Genomic DNA, 15,790 nt, shown 5'->3' on the forward strand with positions numbered 1-15,790 from the left:
AAATTGTGGGAAGTTTTTATAATCTATATTTACATAATTATACTAAAAAGGGATATTTATATAAAAATCTTAGGATTCTATATTATAAAAGATGAATTTTTCCACGATATGAACGATCCATATTTGAAAGGCAATAAACTTGAATCCAGACCGCAGTACTACTGTTTTCGAGATACATCACATGAAATTTACTGGATGATTCCTATGAGCAGTAAGATAAAGAAATATGAAAACCTCATAGATCAGCGCATTTCTGATGGCCGGCCTTGTGATATCCTGCATATCGCAAAATTGGATACCGGCAGCGAAAGTGTTTTCTTAATACAGGATATGTTCCCTGTAACAGAAAAATATATCAAGCGTCCCTATACCATTTCCGGGAATCATTTAAAGTTAACCAGCTAACATACCGCTCAGATCGTCCAAACGAAAGCAAAAAAAGTTCTAGGTATGCTCAAACGAGGTGTTAAATTTACCCCTACCCAGCCAGACGTTTTATCTATGCTAAAAAAGTTAAAGTTATACAATACTTTATCGTTTACATATTGTTCCTTTTTATCTGCAAAAGGCGGGCGGAATACCTATCTGCTGATGATATCCCGCCCATCTCTTTTTCATCTTTATTTAATAATTATTCTTCGTTCTTTTTCACTCCAAGAGTTACTTTTTCCCCATTGATGTTCCACTCTTTTATGAAGCCTGCTGCCTCTCCTGCCACAATTCCCGTAGCCAGCACATCATTCATGACAGTACTTTTATTTTTTGAGATCAGCTCTTTAACTTTTTCATTTGCTTCATAAGAAATCGTGATCTGATCCATCACTTCAAATCCCGCCTCTTTTCTCATAGACTGAACCTTGCTGATGATTTCCCGGATAAAGCCTTCTTCGAGAAGCTCTTCTGTCAGATTCGTATCCAGCACAACCGTAAAGTCACTGTCCGCCTCTGTCACAAAGCCTTCCTGCTTCACCATTTCGATCAGGAGATCCTCTTCGGAAAGTTCCACCGGCATGCCATCCACAGTGAACTCAAGCATTCCCTTAGAATCCAGCTCTGCTTTGGCCTTGTTTCCGTCCAGCTCTGTCAAATGTTTGCGGATGCCGTTTAATAGTTTTCCGTATTTCGGTCCCACTGTCTTTAACTGCGGTTTGAAATTGTATGTGGTGAAATTTGAAACATCGTCTGTAAACTCAATGGCTTTCACATTTAATTCTTCACGGATAATATCCTGATAGAATTCCGGCAGCTCTGATGGCGCTTTTACATACATCTGTCCGATCGGCTGGCGGTTCTTGATGCTGGCACTGTTTCTGCACGCACGTCCGAGAACGACAATCTTTAACACGGCGTCCATATTTTCTTCCAGCTCTTTGTCGCAGAGACTCTCATCCACAGCCGGGAAGTCACACAGATGGATGCTCTCAGGAGCCTCCTGATCCACACTTTTTACGAGATTCTGATAAATTTCTTCCGTCATAAACGGAATCATCGGAGCCGCTGCCTTACAGACAGTTGTCAACGCAGTGTAAAGAGTCATATATGCATTGATTTTATCCTGCTCCATTCCCTTTGCCCAGAACCTCTCACGGCATCGTCTTACATACCAGTTGCTCATCTCATCGACAAATTCCTGTAGAGCCCTTGCGGCTTCCGGAATCCTGTAAGCGCCCAGATTCTCATCCACAGTTCTCACGAGAGAATTCAGCTTGGATAAAAGCCAGCGGTCCATGACCGGCAGCTTGTCATGATCCAGACTGTATTTCGTTGGATCAAACTGATCGATCTCTGCATATAACACATAGAATGCATAAGTATTCCACAGTGTTCCCATGAACTTTCTCTGGCCTTCAGTCACGGCTTTTCCATGGAACCGGTTCGGAAGCCATGGGGCGCTGTTTGTATAGAAGTACCAGCGGATGGCATCTGCCCCATGCTCTGCCAGTGCCTCCATAGGATCGACTGCATTTCCTTTGGACTTGGACATCTTTTGTCCGTTTTCATCCTGGACATGACCTAATACAATGACATTTTTATATGGAGCCTTGTCAAACAGCAGCGTAGAGATTGCCAGGAGAGAATAGAACCATCCTCTTGTCTGGTCCACTGCTTCGGATATAAAGTCAGCAGGGAAATTCTCCTCGAAGATTTCTTTATTTTCAAACGGATAATGCCACTGTGCAAACGGCATGGAACCTGAGTCAAACCAACAGTCGATCACTTCTTCCACCCGGCGCATCTCTTTTCCGCACTCCGGACACTTTACAGTCACATCGTCAATATATGGGCGGTGCAGTTCGATGTCCTCCGGGCAGTTGTCAGACATACTCTTTAACTCTTCAATAGAACCGATGGCGTGCTGATGTCCGCATTCACATTCCCAGACATTCAGCGGAGTTCCCCAGTAACGGTTTCTGGAAATGCCCCAATCCTGGACATTTTCCAGCCAGTCCCCGAAACGTCCTTTTCCGATGTTTTCCGGAATCCAGTTGACGGTATTGTTGTTCTTGATCAGCTGGTCTTTTACATCCGTCATCTTAATAAACCAGGATTCTCTCGCATAGTAGATCAGCGGAGTATCACATCTCCAGCAGTGAGGATAACTGTGCTCAAAGTCAAGTGCCGCAAATAAGAGACCTCTTTCTTCCAGATCTTTCAGGATCAGTTTATCCGCATCTTTACAGAACGTTCCTGCCCAAGGTGTCTCTTTTGTCATCTCACCTTTTTCATCCACAAGCTGTACGAACGGCAGTCCGTATTTTCTGCCGACCTGAGCATCGTCCTCACCAAATGCAGGGGCGATGTGGACCACTCCTGTACCGTCTGTCAGCGTGACATAGGTATCGCAGGTTACGTAATATGCCTTCTCTTTCGGTGTCACAAACGGGAACAGCGGCTCGTACTCCTTATATTCCAGGTCTGTTCCTTTGTATGTCTCAAGCACCTTGTATTCACCTTCGAGTACACTGTCACAGAGCGCTTCTGCCAGATAATAAGTATATCCGTCATTTTCCACTTTGACATAAGTCTCATTCGGATTCACACAGAGTGCCACATTAGAAGGAAGGGTCCATGGGGTTGTGGTCCAAGCCAGAATATATGCGTCCTCATCCTTCACTTTAAATCTTGCAATGGCTGATTTTTCTTTTACATCTTTATATCCCTGGGCTACCTCATGGGAAGAAAGCGGGGTTCCGCAGCGAGGGCAGTAAGGTACAATCTTATATCCCTTATAAAGGAGACCTTTATCCCAGATCTGTTTTAATGCCCACCAGACGGATTCGATATAGTCGTTGTGATAAGTTACATAGGGATCATCCATATCTGCCCAAAAGCCTACCACACCTGAGAAATCTTCCCACATGCCTTTATACTTCCAGACACTTTCTTTACATTCTTTAATGAAAGGAGCCAGTCCGTATTCTTCGATCTGTTCTTTTCCGTCTAATCCAAGCTTCTTTTCCACTTCCAGTTCTACCGGAAGACCATGGGTGTCCCACCCTGCCTTACGGATGATCTTGTGGCCTTTCATCGTCTGATAGCGCGGGATCATATCCTTGATGACGCGTGTCAGAACATGGCCGATATGGGGTTTTCCGTTTGCTGTCGGAGGCCCGTCATAAAAAGTATAGGTGTCATCCCCTTTTCTCTCTTCGATACTCTTTTCAAAAATCTTGTGTTCTTTCCAGAACTCAACGGTCTGCTTCTCGCGGTCAACAAAATTCAGGTCGGAAGATACTTTCTTGTACATCGTCTATTTCTCCTTTTTTATTAATTTTGATTTTCTTAGACGGCGTTTTTATTTCATAGGGAAGTTCTGCGGCCTTCCCTGTAAAATAAAAAAGTGCTGTCCTAAAATAGGACAACACTTGCTGCTTCTATACCACCTATTTCACATACTGACATATGTTATCCTGATAACGGAGGATGCCGGCACAGCTTACTTTGTTCAGCTTGCAGCTCAAGAGTGATATTCCTTATGTGCTACTTGCATCAGGCTCCCACCGCCCCTGACTCGCTCTCTGCTTTTACAGCATAAGTACTGTCTCTGTCAACGCTCTTTGAAAATGTTTATTTGTGTTTATTTTAGTATAGGCATTTTTAAATGTCAACCATCTTCATGAATTTCTGTTCCCGACATCAGAAACCGCAGGTCCGCATCTGTAAAATCACGCGGAAGACAGCTCCACCGTCCGTAATAAGAACAGCCCTCTGACACAATATCTTTCATTCTCCCTGCACAAGACTTTTCGCTGGATGCGATCATGTGATCTTCCGGATTCTTTGATAAAAAAGGAAACGTATTGTCCAAAAATTCCGGCAGCTCTTCCCGCAGGAATTTTTGAAAATTTCTTTCATTGGGCATTTGCACAAAAAAGCTTCTCGCTGCCTCCGGCATGATAACAGCCATATTCTCTTCCCCGGCAATCTGCTCTATATTTGTTCTGCGGACCCAGAAAGAAGCATCCTGGCTCTGGCCGTGCAGCAGAGTACAGATCTTAATCTTCTTTTTACCGATCTGTCCATATTCCGGAAAAATCATATGAATAACCGTATCTTTTCCCAATGACCTGGAATAAAAATCACAGAGTATGTACGCCAAAGCTACACCTCCCCGTCTGAGATATACTCTCTTTTAAATGAAAACCATCTGACTGAGCGGCGGAGGGCTTCTTCCCAAAATACCCAGTCATGTCCTCCCGGCCATTCTTCGAACGTAAGCCCTGCCCCCATATGGTTCAGTTTATTCTTAAAGAGCAGATTAAACCTGTATAAAAAGTCTTCCGTACCGCAGCATTGATAGATGTCAGGCAGATGCTCTGTTTTCCCCCGGTGCATTTCCAGCAGATGATAAATGTCTGCCGGACTGCCCTTTATTTTGTCTAAATCTCCGAAAATGGATGTATAAAATGTCTCATCCATTTCGTAATCCCCAAGAAATTCTTCCCGTTCCTTCGTATCGGACATGACAACCCCGATCTCTCTCACCATGTCAAGGCTCCCTGAAAATGTTGCCGCTTTGGCAAACCGTTCCGGTTTAAGCAGCGCAAGTTTCATGGCTCCGTATCCTCCCATGGAAAGTCCAGCCGTAAATGTATCTTCCCTTTTTTCAGATACCGGAAAATAACTTCTTATGACCTCCGGCAGTTCCTCGCTCAGATAGGTCCAGTAGTTTTCTCCGCACACTGTATCGGTGTAATAGCTGAGGCCTCCGTCCGGCATAACGACTAAAACTTTCAGACCGGAAAAAATCCGTTCCACAGGCACTCTGCGGTGCCACTTTGTCTCGTTGTCCCCTCCCCCGTGCAGAAGGTAAAGCACCTGAAGCTTTCCTCCCACCGTTTCCTTCGGCAGAGCCGCATAGAACCTGGTACTGCGTCCCAACGCCCTGGAGTAAAAATTACAGCTGATCAGACTGATAATACCACCTTCTTTATTTTCATTATATTTATAATACTTTCAGCAAAGATCCCACTACACACACAAGAATAATCAGGATGACAATTTTCGGTGCAGACATCTTCCTTCCCTTTAGTCCGAAATATGCCAGAAAAATCACCAGCAGAGGCAATATTCCGGGTGCGATGGAGTCCAGTGTCTCCTGCAGGTTAAAAGACTTTGTTTTGACTACTGTGGACAGGCTGACCAAACCTGCGGATAACGCACCCATCATAAACATACCGATCATATTTGCACCGTTTATCATATCCTTTAATTTACCGGAGGACATGATATTCTTCACAGAAGAACGTCCCATTTTGTATCCGGCTCTGTGGAAGATCAGCCCTTCTACATACATAGCCGCCCCTAACAGGAACATGATAATCGGAGCCGCCAGACTTCCTTTCATCGCAAAGCTGCAGCAGAATGCGCTTACAAGAGTAAAGATCGTCGCCAGATCCACCGTATCGCCGATTCCTGCAACCGGTCCCATGAGGCCGGTCTTGTAACTGGTGATCATTTCTCCGGGCATTTTCTTATGTTTTGCCCTCTCTTCTTCCATCGCAATGGCGCTTCCGAAAATCATGCTGCCCCATGTTGCCTCTGTATTAAAAAACGCAAGATGCCGCTTTAGCGCTTCGGAAAGATCCTCTTTCTCCGGATATAACTTTTCCAGGATCGGGATCATGCTCGCCCCATATGCAAGGCCCTGCATCCTCTCATAGTTGGCGCTTATTTCCGCCGTCATCCACCAGCGGAAGTAGGCTTTGTCAATATCCTTTTTGGTGAGGACTGAGCCTTCTCTGCTTTCTGATTCAACTGCTTCTTTTACCTTCATATCTTCACTCATCAGCCAGTTCCTCCTTTACTTCCCTCTTCAGTACAATGGCTGTGACTGCAATGCAGACTGCAAACACGCCCGCAACCAGTGTATTGATATTTGCTATCTTCACCAGGTAAAAACCGATGAGAAACAGCGGGATATATTTTGCTTTTCCTATCATGTAAATGATCATTGCAAATCCCACGGCAGGCAGCACTCCTCCGGCAACTTCCAGCCCGTGCATCAGCCACTCGGGAATTGCATTCAAAACAGGTTTTACTACGTCGGCTCCAAAAATATTTACCAGAAATACCGGCAGGAAAAAGAGCAGTGCACTGAGAAGAAACGGCCAGATACTTGCACACCGCCATACCCCCTTCATGTTGCCTTCCTCTGCATACTTATCGGCCTTTACAACAAACATGCAGTTTGCAATCTTTTTAAAGTTATAAAGGAATGCTCCCAGAAGCCCAACCGGCACGGCCAGAGAAATCGCTACCTCCGGTGCCATCCCGGTCTTTAGGGCAATGGGGATGACACATGCTGCGGCTATTCCTTCATCCGCCGGCAGCTGTCCTCCCGGTGCGAAGACTCCCAGGTAGATCAATTTAATACTGCCGGCCAAAATAATACCTGTTGCAATATCTCCGTAGATCAGTCCTGCGACCAATCCCATGGTAAACGGCGTTCCCACTGATATCCACAATGTATATCCCAGATATCCGTTGGCTATCCAATAGAGCACACCCATGGCGATGGCCATGATTAACGTCTGTACATCCATAACAAATCCTCCTTATAGTTTTTCTTTAATTTTTGAAAGTTCTGCATAAGAGTCGTCCGGTGTGGACTGAAGAATTACCTGTATCCCTGTATCGCTGATCTTTTCCAGCTTCTCATACTCAGACGCACTCATATAAATGCTGCTGTAAACAAGGGCTTTTCCCGCATCCGTAGGTATTCCTCCCACGACCAGCTTTGAGAATATCACACCGTCAGAAAAAGCTTCAAAACAGGATTCTACATTCTTAAACAGTAAAAACACACTCCCTTTCGTTCCTTCCAAAAAACTTTTTGCCTGGTCTGTCTCCACCACATCCACTTTCGTTCCTGCCGGCGCGGCCATCGCATAGATATCATCCATAAAATCATCCTGCGCCAGCTCTGTATCCACAATGACAATGCGCTTTGCGGGATAAGCCTTCATCCATTTCGTCACTACCTGTCCGTGAATCAGCCTGTAGTCGATCCTTGCAATTTGAATCTCAGCCATTTTCCTTCCTCCTTTCATTAAAAAGATCACTGATGATAACCGATCCTTTTCTCGCCGCTTCAACACAGCGCTCTGCAGTTTCTGAAAGACCCAGCTCCTCTCTCACATTTATAAACTCAAGTATCATCGGCAGGCTCGCTCCGGAAATTACTTTAATGTTTTTATTTCTGGAGTATTTAAGTGACAGATTGGCCGGAGTCCCTCCCCAGATATCCGTAAAGACAATCCCTCCTTCCTCATCGTCCATCTCATCCAGCAGTTTTTTCAGCTGAAGTCCTGTTCTCTCAATATTATCCCCGGGATTCAGGGACCATGCGGCACATTTGTCCACCGGTCCCACGACCAGTGATACACTATTCAGCAGCTCTTTTCCAAACCCTCCGTGCGCTGCTATCACCATTTCAATCATCTCGGCCCTCCTTTTGCATGCAGCTGTAAATTGTTTATATAAAGCTATACAGCAATTTTTGTGCCAACTTTTAATGCAAAAACTTCAGAGAAAAAAGAAAGCCCTGCATTTTCATGCAGGACCTCCGCTTTTCCCGGTGATTAATTCATAAATTAATTTCAGCTCTTTTTGATTTACTGACACATTATATTTAGATTCTATGACAGAAAAGCTGTTTTTTGCGTTTATAATAAACTCAGAATGACACTTGGCAAATTGTGATTCATCTTCTAAAGGCAGCCGCCCTTTTTCCAGAATCAGGCGTTCCACCATAATACTGATATGGATATACAGCATTTTTTTCAAATCCACCGAAAATGCCGATCGGCTGAAATCCTCTATCTTCTCTACGGCTTCTTCCACATCCACGATGATCTTATCGGGATTCAGTATCGTCAGCTGTCCTATAATATTTCTCATACTGAAACCCTTAATGATATTTGTCATCACCTGTCGGATCACCCTCTCTGTATACTTGCCTCTTAAGCCGTCTTCTATCAGAGCCTTCCCCTTCTCCGTTACAAGGTCGTTTAAGAGCAGCACCGGCTTTTCCGGAAGATTCAGTTCAATCGTAGAAATAATAAACAGTACATTATATTTGTGAAACACTTCACACTGCAGTTTTTCAGACGCCAGTTCCTGATATTCGCATGCTTCGATCTCAACCTCTGTCTCGCGGAAACCTTCCCTTAACATATCCCGTATTTTCAGTGCCGTTCCAATGCCGGTAATACAGCAGACCACAACGGCATCTGCCTTCCTGCGCTGTTTGATATAAGTAAAATTCGTGACATTATGTTTCACCACCTGCTCCACAACAAACTGAATTCCCTCTCTTTTGAGAATGCGTTCTCCCGCCTCCACTGCCATCTGTGTCGTAATATTATTGATGATTCCCAGATCTCCCTCTACGTCGTTTTGGATATCTTCCGCGATGTCCAGGAGTGATCCTGTATCTACAAACAGCAGAAGTCCTCTGGACGTATCGACTCTTTTCAAATAATTTCTGATCTTCTTTACGACCTCTTTTTTAGAAATATCAAACGGCATATCGAATGCCTCAAAAATGTACTGTCCAAACATCCGGTTCGCCATACTCGCTATGCTGGAAGCCGTAGCGTGACCGTGAGCAACAATCACCGCATTGCTCAAATCATTCTGTACATCCATCCTGCAGTAAAAATAAAGTGCCGTAAATACCCGGATCATCTGCGGACAGGCCTCATAGTCAATGGTCTGTCTGGCCATTTCATAAAAAATTGCACTCATCTTATAGCATCTGTACAGCTGGCTTCTGATCAGCTCCTCGATCTTTCTCAGTTCCTCGACATCTTCTTCCGAAAATCCGTCGTCTCTGCTGAACAGCAGCAGTATCCTGCTTAATACTGTCAGCATTGTGCCGTTATACTGGAGTCCATAATTTTCCTGAAGGTAACCAAGGATCTTTTCGATCGCACCCTGATAGATTGCCTCCGACATTTCATCACTGGTTAATTCCATGACACTTCCCGTAAACTTTTCCAGCATCCTGTAAATCTTGGACCGGAAACGTTCCTGAGTCATCCCGTGATTTTGATAACGCCCGAGAAGACGGCAAAGTTCCGTCCAGTCCAGATTGTTCCGGATCTTTTCCCCCTTCGGTCCGGAACCCTTTTTCGGACTCCATTCTTTATCTATCAAAACCGCTTCCGTAATATACTGTATTTGGGTTTTTCCGCGCTCAAACCGGTAGTGGTCACTTAAATCTCGGATTTTGACCCTGACCTGTTCTGCCTTTTCCCGGCAGAATGCACTGGCACAGCTTAACTTGACCGCATTTTTAATGCTTCCGATGTTTCCTTTTAAATCCAGCATTAAAAGCTGATTCACCACATTGCTGCTGACCAGAAAGCCGCAGCCCATCGTCTGTGCTTCCTGGAAAAACAGCCTGCAGATAATCTGAAACCGCTCCTCGATCGTTCTCTCCGCAAACGGAGGAATCTCAATCATGACCGGAACTCTCCGGATAAAAGTATCCAGCATCGAACTGATATCCTCTGTCGTCGCAAAGATAAGGCGGACATCGACCCTGGATTCACTGCTGCTGTCACCGATTTTTGCCACCACTCCCTTGTCGATATACCGGAACAGCTTTTCCTGTCCTTCCGGCGGGAGCCTGTGAAACTCATCCAAAAATAAATATCCTTTGTCCGCTTTTTGGAAAAGACCTTCTGTCGTCTCGGCTGCTCCGGTAAAGGCCCCTTTTTTGTATCCAAACAGTATGGAAGATAAAAGTTCCTGGTTATTCGCATAATCTGCACAGTTTAAAACAACAAACGGTGCATCTTCCGGGATCAGTTTCTTAAATTTTGCATAGCGGAATATGTATTCTGCCATCAGACTCTTTCCGACACCGCTGGGTCCGAGGATCATGACCGGCATCCCCCTGTTGGGGTAATTGGCGGCCAGGCGGCACTTCTCCACCTGTTCCCTCAGACTCTTATCAAATCCTATAAACTCACGGAATGGATCTTCCTCCTCCTGATCTTCCTCCCTGCAGTCACAATAAAACAACACCGGCCTCGTCTTTTTCTTCCGGATCTTTCCCTCTGCGGCCAGTTCATTGAGCAGACTGCTTGCAAGATTTCTCGGTATTCCAAGACTTTGGGCGAGATGAGTAGCATCAACTCCCTGCGCCTCGCCTCTTGCCCTCTTTTCAACCTGCTCAAAGAGCCTGTCTTTGTTTGTCTTCTTCCCTCTCTCCATGGCCCTCCCTCCGTCTTCCTCCGGATGATGAAATCTTAAGAAATGACATAAAAAACTTTTTCTCCAAACAAATTTATGGATTTTCTCTTTCACAATATGTTACCATAGATAGTAATAAGATTATATCAAAATACCAAAATAAATCAGGTAACATTTGGAGGTTTTATCTCATGAAAACACTTTCTTATAAAATCGAGGCGCCGAACGGACTCCATGCCCGTCCCTGCGTGTCTATCATTGCTTTAGCCAGAAACTCCGGCTGCTCCATCGTCCTTTCCTGCAGAGGTATTGAGGCTGCTGCCGAAAATCCCATTGATCTCATGGCCCTTGGGGCCGGATGCGGGGATGAGATATCCGTCACGGTTGAGGGACCGAATGAAGAATCCGTCGGAGAGCAGCTCCTGAATATACTGGAAACGGAACTCTAAAATTCATCCCGCGACGGAAACTGCAGTAAAAACTCATGATTTTTACTTTACATTTTATGATATAATATATAAAAATGACGATAAGTCAAAATCTAACTACACAAAGGAGATATCGGGGAATGATGACTCGAAATTTTACATTGCTGACGGACCTTTATGAACTGACCATGATGCAGGGATATTACAAGTCCGGCAATGACGAGACCGTGATTTTTGACGTCTTTTACCGGGACAATCCTTCCGGCAGCGGCTATGCCATTGCCTGCGGACTTGAGCTGGTCATTGATTATATCAAAAACCTGTCTTTCTCATATGAAGATATTGACTACTTGCGAAGCCTTGACATATTTGATGAAGATTTCCTGGAATACCTTGCAGGATACCATTTTACCGGTGATATTTATGCCATTCCGGAAGGCACTGTTGTCTTTCCGATGGAGCCGCTCCTGAAGGTGATCGCTCCCATGATGGAAGCCCAGCTGATTGAGACTGCTATATTAAATATTATTAATCATCAGAGCCTGATCGCCACGAAAGCCTCCCGCGTCGTCTATGCGGCTGGCGGAAGCGGTGTTATGGAGTTCGGGCTGAGACGTGCCCAGGGAGCTGATGCAGGGACTTACGGTGCCAGAGCTGCTGTGATCGGCGGATGTGACGGCACCTCCAATGTACTTGCCGGGAAAATGTTTGACCTTCCGGTGCTGGGCACCCATGCCCACAGCTGGATCATGAGTTTTCCGGACGAATATACAGCATTTAAGACCTATGCCTCTCTGTATCCGGATGCATGTATGCTTCTGGTAGACACTTATGACACATTAAAATCCGGTGTTCCCAACGCCATCCGGGTCTTTAAGGAATTAAGAGATGAGGGACTGCATCCCAGAAAAATCGGAATCCGCTTAGACAGCGGAGATCTTGCCTACCTTTCTAAAAAAGCGAGGGCTATGCTGGACGATGCAGGATTTCCCGAAGCCATTATCTCCGCCTCCAGCGATCTGGATGAGAACCTCATTCAGAGTTTAAAGCTCCAGGGCGCTCCGATTACCTCCTGGGGAGTCGGCACCAAGCTTATTACCTCCTCAGACTGCCCTGCCTTCGGTGGTGTATATAAGCTTGCAGCTGCAAAGCATCAGGGTGAAAAAGACTTTACGGCAAAGATCAAGATCTCAGAAAACCCCGCCAAAGTTACAAATCCGGGAAATAAAACTGTTTATCGGATTTATGACAAGACTACAGGCAAGATCCGTGCGGATTTGATCTGCCTGACAGACGAAGTTTATTCCAGCAAAGAGGACCTGGTCATATTTGACCCGATCGCTACCTGGAAAAAATCCACGATTATAGACGGAACCTATATACTCAGAGAACTTCTGGTTCCCGTGTTTCTGAAAGGGCAGTGTGTCTACGAAAATCCTTCAGCTATGGAGATCAGAGATTACTGTACCGGAGAGCTCAACACTCTGTGGGACGAGACACGGCGTTTAGTCAATCCTCAAAATGTCTATGTGGATCTCTCTAAACCTTTGTATGATTTAAAAAATCAGCTGCTGTCCCAAAAGGCGTAAAACCAAAGAATATTGAAAGGAGAATCTTTATGATTCGTTTTTTTGCTGATATCGTATATCTGTTTTTCTTTTTGACTCTGACCTTTCCGCTGTATCCTCTCTTTGATCATTGGAACAAAACCGGGCAGGAACACCGCAGAACCGAAAAGGCACAATCTATGATCATGAATGCCTTTAAAACCTGTCTGAAGTTTGCAGGAACCAAAGTCATCGTGGACGGACGTGAAAATATACCCGAAGACACTGCAGTCCTGTATGTTGGAAACCACAGCAGTTATTATGACATCCTCTGCAGCTACGTGGCAACACCCCACGGCGCCGGCTTCTTCGCCAAAAATGAGATGGGTAAGATCCCTTGTCTCAGCCACTGGATGACGTTCATCAACTGCCTGTTTTTGGACAGAAAGAATATTAAAGAAGGTATGAAAACCATCAACAAAGGCACCGAATACCTGAAAAATGGGTTTTCCATGGTCATCTTTCCGGAGGGTACCAGAAGTCAGGATGAAGATCCCCATACATTTAAAGAAGGAAGCTTAAGACCAGCTCTCAAGGCAAAGGTACCGGTCATCCCTATGGCTATCAGCGGTACAGCGGATATTCTGGAGAACAACAAAAAATACACTGTGAAGCCTACAGAGGTCCATATCACATTCGGCCGGCCGATCTATCCGGACCAGCTGGACCGCCAGGCCCAGAAACACCTGGGGGCGGCAGTTCGTGAAGAAATTATCGAAATGAGAAAAAAACATAAGACAATGGCCTGAAAAGATGATATAATGTTTTTTAGGCGTGCCGTATGAAGGCATGAAGTTTAAGAAGTGAAAAGCCAGGAGGAAGAAAGAAATGCAAGTATGGATGGTTTTATTGATTATTGCTGTCGTCATTATTGCTGTTCTTGCCATTCTGTATTTTGTAGGAAACAAACTTCAGAAGAAGCAGGAAGCCCAGCGGGCACAGTTGGAAAGTGCAGCTCAGATGTATTCAATGCTGGTCATTGATAAAAAGAAGATGAAGATGACAGAGGCAGGTTTTCCGAAGATGGTCATCGACCAGATTCCGAAGCGCGGCAAGATTGCCAAAGTACCTGTGGTAAAAGTAAAAATCGGGCCGAAGATCACTCCATTGTTATGTGATGAGCTGATCTACGATCAAGTGCCTGTCAAAGCCGAGATCAAAGCCAAAGTCAGCGGCATATATATTACCGAAATCCACAATCTGCGCAACGTTGCGCCGCCGCAGGAACCCAAAGGATTCTTCAAGAAGTTTAAGAAGAAAACGATAGAAGCATCCCGTAATGTTTCAGGCAGGAAATAGGCAGAATCGAAACATAAGAATTAAAAATATGACATATACCCGCAAAAGCGGCCGATCAAATATGACCGGCCGTTTTTGTTATTTTATAGAAATCTTTTCCCATCCTCTGTCTATCTTTTGTTCCATTTCCTCCATGCTCAGCAGTCCGCTCAACGAGTCATACTCTGTGACACAGGAGGCTCCCGCCGCTGCACCCAGCTGAAGACATCGGCCGGGATCTTTTCCCTCCAGAAGGCCTGTAAGGAAAGCGGCAATCGTCACATCTCCTGCCCCCGTTGCAGAACGGACTCTGTCTGCCTGAAAGCTTGGCTCAAACAGTTCTTTGTCCTGCCATTCTTCCGGCATTTCTAAATTTTCCCCGGTCTTTAGGTACAATCCTTTGACACCGCATTTTATCAGCACGGACCCTGCTCCCCATTGAAGAAGCCTGTCTGCCAGCGGCGTAATATCTTTCTCTATGTCGAGCACCTCTGTCAAATCTCTTCCGGATGCCCTTTCTATCCATTCATGATATCTCTCTTTGTCAATCAGAAAACAAATTTCCTCGGCACTCGGCACAAAAAAGTCTACGCTTGGGAGCAGCTTTTGAAACAGCTTCTTCCAGTCAGTATGTGCCGCATCGCAGTCTTCCTCGATCAGTGTCAGATCCAGAGAAGTCTTCACCCCAAGCTCTTTTACACGGCGATAGATTTCCAGAAGTTCCTCCGGATGTTCAAACATACGCCTCATGATCGTGGGATAACCGAGATGAAAGAGATCGGCTCCCGCAATTTCATCAAAATTTATGTCTCTCAATCCAAAGGTATCATTCGCTCCCGGATTGTGAAAAAAGATTCGGTCGACTCCAGGAGGCGCAAGAACAATGGTATAAGCTGTCGAACACTCTTCCGATACCGCAGCTCCGCGGCTTCCCCCATGACGATTTAAAATATCCAGCACGAGTTTCCCAAAAGCGTCATTTCCCACCTTTCCCATCAGCGACACATCCGCGCCAAAATGTCTGAACGCAAGTCCGGTATTTGCAACGGCTCCCCCGGTATGGATCGACGCTTCGCCCACCTGCAGAAGTTTGCCCGGCAGAAACCACTCTGAAGCAGTTTTTCTCTTTTCCTGGCTGTCGTGGAATTCAGGCGTGATATCCAGACAAAGGCATCCTGCAACTACTACTTTTTTCATAAGCACCTCCTGATCATGAAATAACCCATATAATTATATAAAAGCTGTGTCACCCTTTTTACAGATGCCACAGCTTCTTAACTCTCTTATTTTTTTGCTCTGCGCTCTTCGATCTTTACAATAACATATCCCTGGTCTTCGGTGTCAATGTAGCCGAGCCTTAAATACTGACCATCTTTCTTAATGTATCCTCCCTGAGTAGAAGGCAGATGATACCCAAACTTCTTAATAAAGCGGTCTCCGTAGGAAAAATGTACCCCTTTGATGTCGAAGCTCTCCTGTTCCGTATCTTCATTTGTCTCTCCGCCCTTGGACGCCGGAACAAAATTCTCTACATAACCTTCGACTGTTTTGTAATTCCCCTGTTTATATGTGTGGATGATCCTCACATACCCATAGCAGAATCTGAGAGCCGTCACGGCACAGATCACAAGGCAGACTCCTCCGAGCAGCTTAAAAAAAGATTTCTTTGACGCTAAAACAAGGATCAGCCCGATCACTCCCAGAATTGCAAACGGAATGACCCAATGGGGCTGTATCGTAAAATTGCTGGCTTCATACCATAGTTTCATA

At 45.2% G+C, this 15,790-nt stretch carries 15 protein-coding genes; 5 read left to right on the forward strand and 10 right to left on the reverse strand.

Annotation, left to right across the window (positions count from 1 at the left end):
- Positions 1-3 precede the first annotated feature (3 nt).
- Entirely contained in the window at positions 4-405 is a 402-nt protein-coding gene (gene cptIN / locus ANCC_RS18085) for a type III toxin-antitoxin system CptIN family toxin (protein ID WP_006568443.1), read from the forward strand.
- Between the two features lie 226 nt (positions 406-631).
- Here the strand turns inward: cptIN and ileS are convergent, their stop codons facing one another.
- The 8 genes from ileS to ANCC_RS16035 all read right to left on the reverse strand — a co-directional run bounded on the left by ileS (position 632) and on the right by ANCC_RS16035 (position 10,728).
- Positions 632-3,748 (reverse strand): isoleucine--tRNA ligase, encoded by a 3,117-nt coding sequence (gene ileS / locus ANCC_RS16000; protein WP_006568442.1) that lies wholly within the window; start codon positions 3,746-3,748, stop codon positions 632-634.
- Positions 3,749-4,105: 357 nt separating this feature from the next.
- Positions 4,106-4,600, reverse strand: a complete 495-nt coding sequence (locus ANCC_RS16005) for an alpha/beta hydrolase (protein ID WP_050754304.1) — start codon at positions 4,598-4,600, stop codon at positions 4,106-4,108.
- Positions 4,601-4,602: 2 nt separating this feature from the next.
- Positions 4,603-5,382 (reverse strand): alpha/beta hydrolase, encoded by a 780-nt coding sequence (locus tag ANCC_RS16010; RefSeq protein WP_006568440.1) that lies wholly within the window; start codon positions 5,380-5,382, stop codon positions 4,603-4,605.
- A gap of 64 nt (positions 5,383-5,446) precedes the next feature.
- Positions 5,447-6,289, reverse strand: coding sequence for a PTS system mannose/fructose/sorbose family transporter subunit IID (locus ANCC_RS16015; protein ID WP_006568439.1), 843 nt, complete (start codon positions 6,287-6,289; stop codon positions 5,447-5,449).
- Positions 6,282-7,046 (reverse strand): PTS sugar transporter subunit IIC, encoded by a 765-nt coding sequence (locus tag ANCC_RS16020; RefSeq protein ID WP_006568438.1) that lies wholly within the window; start codon positions 7,044-7,046, stop codon positions 6,282-6,284. Before ANCC_RS16020 ends, ANCC_RS16015 begins: the two co-directional genes overlap by 8 nt.
- A 12-nt stretch (positions 7,047-7,058) precedes the next feature.
- Entirely contained in the window at positions 7,059-7,535 is a 477-nt protein-coding gene (locus ANCC_RS16025) for a PTS sugar transporter subunit IIB (protein WP_006568437.1), read from the reverse strand.
- Complete coding sequence (locus tag ANCC_RS16030; RefSeq protein ID WP_006568436.1) at positions 7,528-7,944, reverse strand: PTS sugar transporter subunit IIA; 417 nt, start codon at positions 7,942-7,944, stop codon at positions 7,528-7,530. The genes ANCC_RS16025 and ANCC_RS16030 overlap by 8 nt, the downstream gene beginning before the upstream one ends.
- 111 nt (positions 7,945-8,055) lie before the next feature.
- Positions 8,056-10,728, reverse strand: a complete 2,673-nt coding sequence (locus ANCC_RS16035) for a sigma 54-interacting transcriptional regulator (protein ID WP_156340719.1) — start codon at positions 10,726-10,728, stop codon at positions 8,056-8,058.
- Positions 10,729-10,898: 170 nt separating this feature from the next.
- On the opposite strand from ANCC_RS16035, the gene ANCC_RS16040 reads away from it, so the two are divergent.
- The 4 genes from ANCC_RS16040 to ANCC_RS16055 all read left to right on the forward strand — a co-directional run bounded on the left by ANCC_RS16040 (position 10,899) and on the right by ANCC_RS16055 (position 14,041).
- Positions 10,899-11,156 (forward strand): HPr family phosphocarrier protein, encoded by a 258-nt coding sequence (locus tag ANCC_RS16040; RefSeq protein ID WP_006568433.1) that lies wholly within the window; start codon positions 10,899-10,901, stop codon positions 11,154-11,156.
- Between the two features lie 119 nt (positions 11,157-11,275).
- Positions 11,276-12,724 carry a nicotinate phosphoribosyltransferase gene (locus tag ANCC_RS16045; RefSeq protein WP_006568432.1) on the forward strand — a complete coding sequence of 483 codons (1,449 nt, stop codon included), beginning with the start codon at positions 11,276-11,278 and terminating at the stop codon, positions 12,722-12,724.
- A gap of 29 nt (positions 12,725-12,753) precedes the next feature.
- The gene (locus ANCC_RS16050) at positions 12,754-13,491 is read left to right on the forward strand and encodes a lysophospholipid acyltransferase family protein (RefSeq protein WP_006568431.1); all 738 of its coding nucleotides are present in this window, start codon (positions 12,754-12,756) and stop codon (positions 13,489-13,491) included.
- Between the two features lie 79 nt (positions 13,492-13,570).
- Positions 13,571-14,041, forward strand: coding sequence for a hypothetical protein (locus tag ANCC_RS16055; protein WP_006568430.1), 471 nt, complete (start codon positions 13,571-13,573; stop codon positions 14,039-14,041).
- A 78-nt stretch (positions 14,042-14,119) separates the two neighbouring features.
- Here the strand turns inward: ANCC_RS16055 and ANCC_RS16060 are convergent, their stop codons facing one another.
- Both ANCC_RS16060 and ANCC_RS16065 read right to left on the reverse strand, forming a co-directional pair.
- On the reverse strand, positions 14,120-15,217 hold the full coding sequence (locus ANCC_RS16060) for a carbohydrate kinase family protein (protein ID WP_006568429.1): 1,098 nt from the start codon (positions 15,215-15,217) through the stop codon (positions 14,120-14,122).
- An 86-nt stretch (positions 15,218-15,303) separates the two neighbouring features.
- Positions 15,304-15,789, reverse strand: coding sequence for a hypothetical protein (locus tag ANCC_RS16065; protein ID WP_039946946.1), 486 nt, complete (start codon positions 15,787-15,789; stop codon positions 15,304-15,306).
- Between the last annotated feature and the right edge of the window lies 1 nt (position 15,790).

Origin of the sequence: Anaerostipes caccae L1-92 (assembly GCF_014467075.1) — a bacterium.
In the GTDB taxonomy this organism is placed as follows: Bacteria; Bacillota; Clostridia; order Lachnospirales; family Lachnospiraceae; genus Anaerostipes; species Anaerostipes caccae.

What these genes read in the sequence shown, in the direction of transcription:
- ANCC_RS16050 (WP_006568431.1), top strand. Translation starts at nt 12,754, where the DNA reads ATGATTCGTTTTTTTGCTGATATCGTATATCTGTTTTTCTTTTTGACT.
- ANCC_RS16020 (WP_006568438.1), bottom strand. Translation starts at nt 7,046, where the DNA reads ATGGATGTACAGACGTTAATCATGGCCATCGCCATGGGTGTGCTCTAT.
- ANCC_RS16025 (WP_006568437.1), bottom strand. Translation starts at nt 7,535, where the DNA reads ATGGCTGAGATTCAAATTGCAAGGATCGACTACAGGCTGATTCACGGA.
- ANCC_RS16040 (WP_006568433.1), top strand. Translation starts at nt 10,899, where the DNA reads ATGAAAACACTTTCTTATAAAATCGAGGCGCCGAACGGACTCCATGCC.
- ileS (WP_006568442.1), bottom strand. Translation starts at nt 3,748, where the DNA reads ATGTACAAGAAAGTATCTTCCGACCTGAATTTTGTTGACCGCGAGAAG.
- ANCC_RS16055 (WP_006568430.1), top strand. Translation starts at nt 13,571, where the DNA reads ATGCAAGTATGGATGGTTTTATTGATTATTGCTGTCGTCATTATTGCT.
- ANCC_RS16065 (WP_039946946.1), bottom strand. Translation starts at nt 15,789, where the DNA reads ATGAAACTATGGTATGAAGCCAGCAATTTTACGATACAGCCCCATTGG.
- ANCC_RS16060 (WP_006568429.1), bottom strand. Translation starts at nt 15,217, where the DNA reads ATGAAAAAAGTAGTAGTTGCAGGATGCCTTTGTCTGGATATCACGCCT.
- ANCC_RS16015 (WP_006568439.1), bottom strand. Translation starts at nt 6,289, where the DNA reads ATGAGTGAAGATATGAAGGTAAAAGAAGCAGTTGAATCAGAAAGCAGA.
- ANCC_RS16030 (WP_006568436.1), bottom strand. Translation starts at nt 7,944, where the DNA reads ATGATTGAAATGGTGATAGCAGCGCACGGAGGGTTTGGAAAAGAGCTG.
- ANCC_RS16045 (WP_006568432.1), top strand. Translation starts at nt 11,276, where the DNA reads ATGATGACTCGAAATTTTACATTGCTGACGGACCTTTATGAACTGACC.
- ANCC_RS16035 (WP_156340719.1), bottom strand. Translation starts at nt 10,728, where the DNA reads ATGGAGAGAGGGAAGAAGACAAACAAAGACAGGCTCTTTGAGCAGGTT.